Annotated in this window: 8 protein-coding genes and 1 tRNA gene; 7 read left to right on the top strand and 2 right to left on the bottom strand. The window is 41.4% G+C overall.

What is annotated here, in order from left to right:
- The 7 genes from ABIL39_11320 to ABIL39_11290 all read left to right on the top strand — a co-directional run.
- Window positions 1–345: hypothetical protein (locus ABIL39_11320; GenBank protein ID MEO0166712.1), on the top strand; the 345-nt coding region annotated here is incomplete at its 5' end.
- A 570-nt stretch (window positions 346–915) separates the two neighbouring features.
- A complete protein-coding gene (locus ABIL39_11315) occupies window positions 916–4,896 on the top strand; it encodes an FG-GAP-like repeat-containing protein (GenBank protein ID MEO0166711.1) in 3,981 nt (1,326 codons plus the stop codon).
- A gap of 140 nt (window positions 4,897–5,036) precedes the next feature.
- Entirely contained in the window at window positions 5,037–5,609 is a 573-nt protein-coding gene (locus ABIL39_11310) for a DNRLRE domain-containing protein (GenBank protein MEO0166710.1), read from the top strand.
- Window positions 5,610–5,856: 247 nt separating this feature from the next.
- A complete protein-coding gene (locus tag ABIL39_11305; protein ID MEO0166709.1) occupies window positions 5,857–8,052 on the top strand; it encodes a T9SS type A sorting domain-containing protein in 2,196 nt (731 codons plus the stop codon).
- Window positions 8,053–8,273: 221 nt separating this feature from the next.
- Window positions 8,274–9,500, top strand: a complete 1,227-nt coding sequence (locus ABIL39_11300) for a hypothetical protein (protein MEO0166708.1) — start codon at window positions 8,274–8,276, stop codon at window positions 9,498–9,500.
- 156 nt (window positions 9,501–9,656) lie between these two features.
- The gene (locus ABIL39_11295) at window positions 9,657–10,523 is read left to right on the top strand and encodes a T9SS type A sorting domain-containing protein (protein ID MEO0166707.1); all 867 of its coding nucleotides are present in this window, start codon (window positions 9,657–9,659) and stop codon (window positions 10,521–10,523) included.
- A gap of 71 nt (window positions 10,524–10,594) precedes the next feature.
- Window positions 10,595–10,666, top strand: a tRNA-Asn gene (locus ABIL39_11290).
- A 60-nt stretch (window positions 10,667–10,726) separates the two neighbouring features.
- Here ABIL39_11290 and ABIL39_11285 read toward each other — a convergent pair.
- Both ABIL39_11285 and ABIL39_11280 read right to left on the bottom strand, forming a co-directional pair.
- Window positions 10,727–11,284 carry a hypothetical protein gene (locus tag ABIL39_11285; protein MEO0166706.1) on the bottom strand — a complete coding sequence of 186 codons (558 nt, stop codon included), beginning with the start codon at window positions 11,282–11,284 and terminating at the stop codon, window positions 10,727–10,729.
- Window positions 11,250–12,380, bottom strand: coding sequence for a prolipoprotein diacylglyceryl transferase family protein (locus ABIL39_11280; protein MEO0166705.1), 1,131 nt, complete (start codon window positions 12,378–12,380; stop codon window positions 11,250–11,252). Before ABIL39_11280 ends, ABIL39_11285 begins: the two co-directional genes overlap by 35 nt.
- Window positions 12,381–12,576 lie beyond the last annotated feature (196 nt).

The following is a 12,576-nucleotide window of genomic DNA, read 5'->3' as shown; positions in this document are numbered from 1 at the left end:
AATACCACAAATTATGGTGTCAGTAATACCTTCACAATTGCTCCGCAAACCATAAAAGTGACTTCACCATTGAATGGCGACATCTGGTATGCGGGTAGGAGTTATTATATCACCTGGGACTGGACCGGCGACTTTTCTAATGCCCGATTAGACTACTCTACTGATGGTGGAACTACCTGGAATCAAATCGCTCAGAACGCCGCCAATGACGGTTATTACCTCTGGACCGTTCCCAATGTCTCAGGCATGAACTGCCGGATTAGAATTGCCAATACCCAGAATACCAATGCCTATGGTTTGAGCCAGACATTTGAAATTCGCAGTGGTGGAAAAATAAGACGCTAACATAAGCAAAAATTAATCAAAGGGGGGAGTGTTGCCACTCCCCCCTTTTTTGGAGAGATTAAACTTTTGGGCGACCCTTTATAAACTGTATCATAACCAGTAAAAATGGTAGGCGCAGGCTTTAGCCTGCGGATAAATATGGCTAAATCTCAAGATATTACGCACGCTAAAGGGTGCGGCTACCAACTACATTCCTTCAGATAATACGCACTGCAAAAATTGTAGTGGCAGACCTTGGTCTGCAAATTTTCTTAAATCAATCCCCCTGTTGCCCCCTTTCGTAAATCAATCTCCCCCAATCCCCCTTTCGTAAAGGAGGAAACAGGGGGATTAGTTAGTAATACTTTCAATCACAATCTGGTAAGCGTTTGGTAAGTGTATTTTGGTAAAATTTATTGTGATTAGAAAGCTGTATAATGCCCGCTTTAGGATTAAACCAATAAAAAAAAGCAAGATGGTCTCTGCTCCGAACAGGAAAAAACATATTAATAAATCTAAGAAATTATGGCTTTTAAAAATATATAAAGACTATGAAATCCGTGATTGGTCAATTGATTGAAAGGAGGTATTATGAAAACTTTTACTAAGTCTCATTGTTGGATGGTCTTTTTATGCATTACCCTACCCATCTTTCTTTTGGGGAATACAAATATTCCCGTACCTGCAAAAATGGATAGCGACTGGTTGACAACCATCCAGCAGAAAATAAAAGAATCTGAATATGAAATAAGGTGGCAGGATAAAGCAGGTTGTTATCAATCTCCTAACCGTGCTCAAAATCTCCGTTTTTCATATTACCTTGACGGTTTCAAAGCTGAACCGAGGGTTTATGAAAAAGATAATTTCTGGTCTGTGATAATTAAATTGATTTCTGTTGGAAGAAACAAAAAAGAAGGTATATATCAAGGAGATATATTAAAAGTTGATAAGAACAAAGCCGAAGTAATAGGAAATCTGTTGAAAATTGATTTTGAAAATATGGAAAGTGGAATGAGGCAAAACTTTGTGGTATCCAAAAAGTTGAAAGGAAAAGGCAATCTGAATTTGAATCTCACTGTAGAATTATTGGGTGTTGAGATGAATGTCATTGATGATAAAATAAGCTTTATCCGTGCAGTGCCGGGTGGTTCTTGTGTTATGAACTATCTGGATATGAAGGTATCGGATGCAAATGGTAAAATGATTCCCGCCCATTTTGAAAAATCCGAAAATGGATTCAAAATTGTCATAGAAGATGCTAATGCAGTTTATCCCATAACTGTCGACCCATTATCTCAAACTCCCAACTGGACAGGTGAAAGTAATCAAATATTGTCGTTTTATGGAATTGCAGTAGCCTCAGCCGGTGATGTCAATGGTGATGGATACTCGGATGTAATAGTCGGTGCAGAGTGGTTTGATAATGGACAAGAGGAGGAAGGCAGGGCTTTTGTTTATCACGGTTCAGCAACCGGATTACCAACTTCACCAAACTGGACTAATGAACCAAATCAGGCATATGCTCATTATGGATATGCAGTTTCCTGTGCTGGTGATATTAATGACGATGGATATCAGGATGTTCTAATTGGGGCACCCGGTTATGACGCCGGATTCCAAGATGTGGGTGCCGCATACCTGTATTATGGTTCTGCTTCTGGCTTATCCAATACAGCATACTGGATTGGGCAATCAAATCAGGCAAATGCCCATTACGGTAATTCATTATCCTGTGCTGGAGATGTCAATGGTGATGGATATTCAGATGTGATTGTCGGTGTTCCAGATTATGATAATGGGCAAACAGATGAAGGCATGGCATTTGTCTATTATGGCTCGCCTTATGGTTTACCTACTTCACCAAACTGGACCGGCGAATCAAACCAGGCATCTGCATATTACGGTATCTCGGTCTCTACGGCAGGCGATGTCAATGGCGATGGATATTCAGATGTAATAATTGGTGCTCACTATTATGACGGTGGACAGACTAATGAAGGTAGGGTTTATGTCTACCACGGCTCCGCATCTGGTTTAGCAACTTCGCCAAACTGGACCGGACAATCAAATCAGGCAGATGCTCATTATGGTTCTTCGGTTGCCTGCGCTGGTGATGTCAATGGCGATGGATATTCAGATGTAATAATTGGGATACCTGGATTTGACAATAACGAAACCGATGAAGGCCGGGCTTATGTCTATCATGGTTCCGCATCTGGATTGTCAACACTCCCGACCTGGTCTGCCGAACCAAATGTTTCAAATGCCTCATTCGGGCTATCAGTCGCTACTGCAGGCGATATAAATGGTGATGGATACGCGGATGTGATTGTTGGTGCCCCATCCTATACCAACGGACAGGGTGACGAAGGTGCTGCATTTGTTTATCATGGTTCAGCATCCGGATTATCAACAGCACCAATGTGGACCAATGAAGCAAATCAGAACAATGCATATTTTGGCTTTTCTGTCTCTACGGCGGGTGATGTCAATGGCGATGGATACGCAGATGTGATTGTTGGTGCCCCATTCTACACCAACGGACAGGATTACGAAGGTGCTGCATTTGTCTATCATGGTTCAGCATCCGGACTGTCAACAACACCCATGTGGACTAATGAATCAAATCAAAATAATGCATATTTTGGCTTTTCTGTCTCTACGGCGGGTGATGTCAATGGCGATGGATATGCTGATGTGATAGTAGGCGCGCATTATTATGATAATGGTGAAACTGACGAAGGACGGGCTTTCGTCTACCATGGCTCGGCAGCCGGATTATCCACAACCCCAAACTGGACCGACGAATCAAACCAACCATCTGCATATTACGGTGTCTCAGTATCTACGGCGGGTGATGTCAATGGCGATGGATATTCAGATGTAATAGTAGGCGCGCATTATTATGATAATGGTGAAACTGACGAAGGAAGGGCGTATGTATATCATGGTTCGGCTACCGGATTATCTACAACCCCAAACTGGATCGGCGAATCAAACCAACCATCTGCATATTACGGTGTCTCGGTCTCTACGGCAGGCGATGTCAATGGCGATGGATATTCAGATGTAATAGTAGGCGCGCATTTTTATGATAATGGTGAAAGTAATGAAGGTAGGGCTTTTGTCTATCATGGCTCGGCAGCCGGATTATCCACAACCCCAAACTGGATCGGCGAATCAAACCAACCTCTTGCACTATTCGGACAATCGGTTGCCGTAGCAGGTGATGTGAACCGTGATGGATATTCAGATGTAATAATAGGTGCTCCATCTTATGACAATGGTGAGGAAAACGAGGGAAGGGTATATGTTTTTCACGGTTCTCCAACCGGGTTATCAACATCACCAAACTGGATTAATGAATCAAATCAGACATATGTGTATTTTGGAAGATCGGTCTCTACTGCAGGTGATGTCAATGGCGATGGATATTCAGATGTAATCATAGGCGCGCATTATTATGATAATGGTGAAACTGACGAAGGACGGGCTTTCGTCTACCATGGCTCGGCAGCCGGATTATCCACAACCCCAAACTGGATCGGCGAATCAAACCAACCATCTGCATATTACGGTATCTCGGTCTCTGCTGCAGGCGATGTCAATGGCGATGGATATTCAGATGTGATAGTAGGTGCATATTTTTATGATTATGGCGAAACTGACGAAGGACGGGCTTTCGTCTACCATGGCTCGGCAGCCGGATTATCCACAACCCCAAACTGGATCGGCGAATCAAACCAGCCATCTGCATATTACGGTGTCTCGGTCTCCACTGCAGGCGATGTCAATGGCGATGGATATTCAGATGTGATAGTAGGTGCATATTTTTATGATAATGGCGAAAGTAATGAGGGTAGGGCTTTTGTCTATTATGGCAATGAAGCAATGGGTGTTAATGTAAAACCCGAGCAAATGAGACCAGATTTTTCCCGCCAGATTGTTCCACCATTATTCACTTATTCAAATAATTCATTCGGTTCAAGGTTATTCGGACGGTCGTCCTATGGTCGGGTTATTGCCAAGGCTCAGTTTGAAGTAAAACCACTGGGCGTGCCATTCAATGGCATAGATCTTGTGGAGTCAAACTGGATAAATCTTGGGACAACAGGGCAGCAAATAAGCCGTGTAATAACCGGGTTATCGGTCAATACCTGTTATAAATGGCGTGCAAGGATAAAATACCATCCAAAATATGGTTCACCGATACACTCAAGATGGTATTATATTCAATCAAATGGGCTTAATGAAACTGATTTCCGAACGGGCATACAGGTTGGTATTAATGAAGATAATACTGACCCAACACTCTATGAAATAAATTTAATGGCTAATAACTCACCCGGAAAAGTAAGATTCAAATACAGCGGATTAAAACATGGCAATGGAACTCTGGTAATCTACAACATTTTAGGCTCGGAAGTAAATAGATTCCAGGTTTCGGGCACAGAATACGAATGGCATGGCAAAGATAAAAATGGGAATACATGCGGTTCTGGTGTCTATTTTGCTCGGATAATATCCCCTGATTCTGCATCGAACAGCGTCAAATTCATATTTTTACAATAAATCAAATTCTGTTTGTGAAGTAGAAGTCAGAGGTATTTATGTTCGATAAAAAACAAAAGATACAACACAAAAATTTGGTTCTGTTGGCCATAATCTCTTTGTTGTGTTTCTCTTGCGGTCAGAAAGACCGGAGGTTAGTTATGCAAAACAAAATAAGATGCCAGGTTGTAAAAGATTCCTGGATATACAAGGCACAGCCTAATAAAAATTATGGGGATGGTGGTGGCTGGAAGGATATCACCGACCCTTACAACCCAACCACCATTCCCAAATTGTTTTTGGGTTTTTCCGGAACCGATAAGGAAATCGTTCTGCTCCAATTTGATATTACCAATTTACCTAAAGACAAGAAGCCAAAGCGCGCTGTGGTAAAATTATACAACGATTATTCAGGTTCTGATGCACCGACCCAAGTTGCGGCGAAGCAGATTTTATCTCCCTGGGAAGAGATGACCGTTACATGGAAGACTGCTCCGAAATTATCCGATAATGAAGTATCAGTCATTACAATCAAGGGTGCCCGTTCTGAGCGTGAAGGTGGGATATGGTACGAATGGGATGTGACACAGATTTTGGAAAAATGGCTCGCGGGTGAGCCAAACTACGGCATTGCCCTTGACCCGGTTGGCGAATATGGTGTGGAACGCGAATTTGTCTGCAGAGAGTATAAAGAAAAGTCAAACTTTGTTCCGACTTTGGAAGTAGAATACTGATGAAATTATGTGAAGTATAAAATCTTTTATTAATAGAAAAATTGTAGTGGCAGACCTTGGTCTGCAATATCTTCGCAAGGCTGAACTCGGGTTCTGAAAGACCATCGCTTTATGAAGGAAACCTTGCCCTACATTGTACCTGTCGATTGAAAGGCTAAGCCTTACCCTACATTAACTGAGCCCAAGGAACATAAAATCATTGACATAAAAATATTTTTTATTATAATTTTACCATCAAGGGGGTAATGTGAACTTCATCAATTTATTTTTAATAATCAGTGCGCTTATGCCCAATCCTCTAAAAAAGATTTGGGCTCTGCAGAAAGAATATTATGCTCCCCAATATGTAAACAAGGAGACAGGAACTTTTAATCCCTGGACCTGGAATCTGGTTAATCTACCCGGTGGTGAAATCCTCGGCACATTCAGCAATCCTAATTCCCAAAATTTAGCATTTGCGATTTCTTTTCGTGATATATGGCGTACAACTGACGGTGGTGCTAACTGGAGTTTATCATTGGAAAACTGTATGGCAAGTGGTGGGATATTATCAACAACTTCAAGGAGTATTGTCGTTGACGGCGGTGGTGTCGTCTGGATAACCTTGAATGGTGGAAATGACTGGGCAGAGGTCTTATACACCAACAATTTTCAGACCGCAAGTTTTGATGTTGCGGATACAGTAATCTATCTTGTGGATAGTATGCCACCAAGACTCTGGCGCAGCACAAATGCGGGATTATCCTGGCAGATAATTGCTACATTCAATAACCTTTATAGCATTGACTGCATCGCACATCTCAAGAGCAATCCTGGGGTGTTCTGGTTCACTGGCCACACCACTCCAGATGATACATTGACCTATATCTACTTCTCTCCTTCTTCAGGATTCGTTGATACAATTGTCGCGGGCGAAGTCACTGATATTCAGCCCAATCCATATAATCCCAATCTTGTGCTCATTACCACTGACAACGGAATATACCAGTCAACATCAGCCCAGGGACCATGGACAAGGATAAATGAACCCTATGCATTCGGATTATTCCAGGCAGTGGATATTGAATTTACCGGCAATGACACAATTATTGTCTCAAGTGTTATCAATCCCGGAATATTCCGGGGCGTGAGGCAATATGGATTCTGGCTCTTCTCTTACGTTGAATCGCGGGAGATTGCAACCTTCATAAGTCCTGCAGGCTCAGGAACATTCTACGCAGGTAGTCTTGGAAAAGGAGTATTCAAAACGACCAATAATGGCTTATCATGGAGTGTCCAGAGAAACAATCTTTATGCCCATACACTTTTCAGTCCTGGTGCGGCAAGCTATCCTTCGCTTGATTCAATCATTTATGCGATCAGTCTGGGCGGAACTGTCTATCGCATTAGAAATTATGGAGCATCTTATGATACCTTAAAAAACTTTTTATTAATGGGCTCCGCAGTTGAATCCGCACCAACCAATCCCAATTTTATTATCGCCTCCTGTGCTGATGCCCAGATTGTCGGAACTACATTTTCCCTGGGGACGATATTTACCTCTTCGGATGGCGGTCAAAATTGGACAAAGGTTGATTCTACTTATCTGCCCACAGACTTTCTCATTACCAGTGACCCCAATGTCATCATTGGACTCTGTGATACATTTTTGATTCGTTCAACAAACGGCGGGGTCAATTTTACCCCGGTATTTGCACAACCTGCTTCTCTATCCAATCTTGCGGGGATTGATACAATCTTTGTAGAAACAAACAATTCGGTTTTCGTCAGTTATGACCGCGGTGCAACCTGGCAATTCTTAACGATTGACCCGGGGCAGGAGACAGGTGAAATATCTTATGATAACAATCAAAAAATCCTCTATCTCACGGATATTCCACTTTATCGGTACCATCTATTAACCAGTACTCTTGATAGCGTCCCGATTAATGGTTATGCCAATTTTTCTACCGATGTCGCACCAAATGGCAGTTTATATTTTCTATATTATGGAACGGATACAACCTATATTGCCCGCTCGTTTAATACCGGCAACACGATTGAACAAGAACCATTCCCCATCCCCCATTTCTTTGGCGGTCTACGAGCCTGCAATGGTGCCTTAATCTATTACGAAGGTGGCAGGAGATTCTGGGTGAGTACCGACATTACACACGGAATTACTGAAAGCAAAATAAGAAAAAACAATCAGTCTTTCTTTGTTCCTACACTCGTCAAGAAAAATTCGCTGGTGAGGCTTTCCTTCATGATAGACCAGTCGCGCACTTGTTTAATAAAATTACATGATGCAACCGGACGTCTGGTTAAAAATATCTATGAGGCAGATTTTGATCCCGGAATCCATAATCTTGAATTCAGCACTAAAGGACTAAACAGCGGTACTTATTTCTTAATTCTGAAATCCGATGGACAACAGAAAGTGCGGAAGATTATTATTTATTAAAGTAGAAAACCCTGAAAAACGGATTTACACGGATTAACAAAAAACAATAAATCCTCATGATTTTCATTCTTCACTTACAAGCTGGGGATAGATAAGGTTATTTTTTCCATCGTTCATAGTATACAAAAGATATGATATTCATCAAGATAGGACTTTCAGTCAACATAAGTCTTGACAAGACTTATGTCTTAAATATAATCTCCAATCTGAAAGGGGGTGTGATGAGACTTATATCGCTCCTCATGAGCCTAGGCATTGCGGGGTTACTTTATGCCAATTGGCAGTACATCGGTCCACCGGGTGGTCAGTTATATACTATGGCTATCTCACCGGTCAATGAGAACATGGTTTATGCAGGTTCATATTCCTCCCCGACAAAAATCTTCAGGTCCACCAACAAAGGTATAACCTGGACCGAGGTTGGTTCATTCGGAAGTTATTGTTATACGATGACTGTCAGCCAATCGGGCGTCATATACGCCGGATACTATGGCTCCATCTACAAATCAACCGATAACGGAGCGACCTGGATACCATCTTCAGTCGGCAATGTTGGTTTCTATGACCTTGAAGCACATCCTACCGATCCCAACACCATTTACGGCTGTGGCTACCGATATGTCAGCGGCAGTGATTATGCAATAGTCTTTATCAAAACAACGAATGCCGGAAATAACTGGTCAACGGTCGATGTCTATGTTGGCGGCTATTCTTATGGCTACGGTATCAGTGTTGACCGTAATAATCCCAATGTAATTTATGTTGGTGGCAGTGTCTATTCAACCACCTACGAACCAAGGATATTTAAGTCAACGAACGGCGGTAACACCTTTACCCAGGTATATTCTTCCACCGCCGGTTATTATGTCTATGATGTTGCAGTGAATCCTGCCAATTCTAACATCGTTTATGCCTGCACTTATTATGATGGTATTTATCGTTCCACTGATGCAGGCCAAAACTGGACAAAGGTCTCTTCAGCATACTACAATTATCGCCTTGGGGTTTCACCCGCAAACCCAAATTATGTTTATTGTTCAGGGATTTATTATTTTTACAGAAGTACTGACGCTGGTGAAACCTGGACCGACCTGACTGCAAGTCTCCCAGCAAATTATCATTATGGACTCGCGGTCAGCCGAACGAATCATTTAGAAGTTCTGGTTGGTAATCGGGCTGGTGCCTTCAAAACAACCAACGGCGGCACAAACTGGATTGCATCTAATGACGGCATAAATCTTGGTTTACCTGTGGTTGCTGCTACTGCTGCGCCATCAACACCTACGACTGTTTATATCCAGGTTGAAGATGTGGGCGTCTATAAAACGACAAATTGTGGGAGTTCCTGGATTCTCTGCCCTTCTTTTTCCAGTTGCGGCGATATGGCCTCTATTGCGGTTAAATACAACGACCCCAATTATGTAATGGCAATTGAAGGTCTTGGTTGAGGGACTGCCCAAGCTTATAAAAGCACAGACGGCGGGTCCGTCTGGTCATTAGCCGATCCTGGTTATTATAATACGGGGGGAGCAGTAGTAGCTGATCCGGTCAATACCAATGTTTTCTGGAGTTGTGGTGATGGTTATGTCAGCTCCATATATGTAATGGCAGCATCGAAAACAACCGACAACGGAACATCGTGGACCAGATATAACCTTGGCACTCTCACTGGTATGGCTTACGCCCTTGTCCTGGAACCAGGAAATTCTAATGTGGTATATGTCGGCGGTATAGAAAATAATGTCGCGACTATATACAAAACTACCAACGCCGGAAATAACTGGACCAAACTTACGGCGCCAGGATTACCAGACTCCGTGGTATATGCCCTGGCAATTGACCCCTATTATCCAAACGAAATATATGTCGGGACGAATAGAAGTTGTTACAAATCCACAAACGGAGGAAACACCTGGTTCACCACCAACTTTACTGGCGGCCGTGTGAATGCGATTGTTGTTAATCGGGGATCATCGGCTTACGAGGGTATCTATGTTGGTACCCATACCAACGGTGTATATCTAAGCACCGATTGGGGCACATCTTGGACACAGATAAATCAAGGCTTACAGAACCTGCAAATAAATTGTCTCGGCAAAAGTCAATCAATGTATATCTATGCCGGAACCCAAACCAAGGGAATCTATCGGTGGTCAATACAGGTCGGAAATGAAGAAACAGGAGATGACTTGATATCTTGGAGGAATAGATTGCATATTGAACCCAATCCTTCATCCGATGTCTTAAAGATCACCTACCAGTTAGATAAACCAGGAAAGGTCGTTCTGGGTATTTATGATATTCAGGGAAGGTTGGTAAGGCTATTAGAAAATAGATTTAGTCCTGCAGGAACACACTCTTTTATCGTGGATTGCCGTTCTCTGGATACAGAAATTTCTGCCGGGATATACTTCTGCCGATTGGTCACAGAAAAACATAATATCTACCAGAGGTTCATTATCGTCAAGTAATACTATATTCTACTAAAATCTTGATTTTCTTAATCTTGACATCTATCATCTTTTGAATATAATAGGGTGCTTCCTCGGTAGCTCAATGGTGGAGCATCCGGCTGTTAACCGGAGGGTTGCAGGTTCGAGTCCTGCCCGAGGAGTTTTTTATTGCCCAATAAATAAATCAAGCAAAAATAATAAACACTTTTAAAATATTGAATTTAATCTTTAAAATAATACCGATAGCCAATATCTAAATTGATTTGATAAACATCACCTTCCGTACCTCCTGCAAAATATGGAGCAATCCGCAATTGATTATTGAAAAGATAGATAACCGGGCTCGCATAAAACCCTTCAAGCAGGGAAAGACCAAAACGAAAATGTGTTTCATTCTTTAAATCACCGGTACCGAAGCCAAATCCTAATTTTATCACCGGCATTGGCAAATCAGAAGGTTTATGCTTTAAAAATTCTCCCTCAACGAATGCCTTATCGCGCGGTCCCAATCTCAAGCCAATACTTGGATAAACTAAGTCATAATCATACTCATTATTATAATGTTGAAAGACTTTTCCTGCACCCAGGTCAAAACCAATGTATCGGTGATTTAAGATAAAATTACCCGCAAAACCAAAATTACGGCTGTGATGCTCTTCGTCAAAGACATAACCTCTAAGATTCATTCCATAGATTGTATTGTCTTTGGCTTTATCATATACTCCCACACCTATTCCACCCGCATCATAAGGGACCAACCCCCCCACAGATTTCCACATAGGTACCTTTCATATATCCACCGTCAAGTTCAATATAAAAGATATCCTTCAATGAATCTTTTGCTATCGTTGTATCAAGGTTTGATTCAAGAACGGCAATACTGGCAATAGCAACGGGGATGCGTATAAAAACCCTATAACGACGGCATAAGTATTTTATTACTCGGTATACAAAAACACCTGTTACAATAATATTTGAAATCAATAAAACTTTAAATTCAGCAGGTGTGAGCCAGTTTTTCGGGAATAATAGAAATAAAGGGGCAGGGAGATATAATATAAAATTCAATAAAAACGGTTTCTCTTCAAAAATACAAATATCCCTCAATCTGCAATTCCTTTCGCGCCACAATATAAAGAGAATACCAGCTGGTATTACAAATAGCAAAAACCATTGCATTGATTTCAATCCCAATATATAACTCCCCCCTTCTTTTGTAAAATCAATAAAAAATCTAAATATTGAATGGAGCACAAGATATGAATAACCAAGACTGCCTGGTTTTTTTAAATAGCGTCTTATATATAGAAGCAACAAGATTATGAGAATCATTGCAATGATTTCATAGATCTGGGCAGGATGGACTGGCAGTGATATTGTAGCATTTGGGGCAAGCATATTATTATAAAGATGATAGTTATAACATGGTGAATGCTGTGCATAGACAATCGCCCAGGGAAGATTTGCCGGTTTGCCAAAACAACAACCACCGAATAGACAACCGATACGCATCAAGACAAAACCAGTAGGTAATGCAAATGCAAAGATATCAAATAGGTCAAATTTGAAGCCAAGGATTTTTCTAAAAATTTTTATACCAATCATTCCACCAATGAGCCATCCAATGTAGACCCTCTCATGGACTGACAATATTGAACTGTTTTTAATCCTGTCAAAGAATTCAACCGGAGTAAGCGTGAATAACTTAGAGCCAATGATGGCAAATATCAGCCCCCACACCATAACGATAAGAAATGGTATCAAAGGTAATCTTCTTTTGTAGACCTCCAAAACAACAATTGTAAAACCTGTATATACTGCAAGCAAGTAAAAAATTGGATATATACCTGTCAATTGGCTGGGATCAATTATCATTAAACGACCTATCTTTCTCCTTAAAAATTCTATTTATAATTTTTGATTTGTCAAGCAATACATTTACTGATTGTCGTTTCAAAGCGAAAATGTCACCTTTAACTTCAAAGGTAAAATGTCCCCAGGCGTGGCTCAAACCACGCTCAGAATTGAATCAGAAAGGAGATACCTTGATTTTTAAACAATTTTTGGTCTC

The sequence above is a fragment of the candidate division WOR-3 bacterium genome (assembly GCA_039802205.1).
Lineage (GTDB): Bacteria > Hydrothermota > Tepidihabitantia > SM23-42 > JAOAFX01 > JAOAFX01.
Note: the sequence above shows the minus strand (reverse complement) of the source record. Positions and strands in the feature narration are given on the sequence as shown.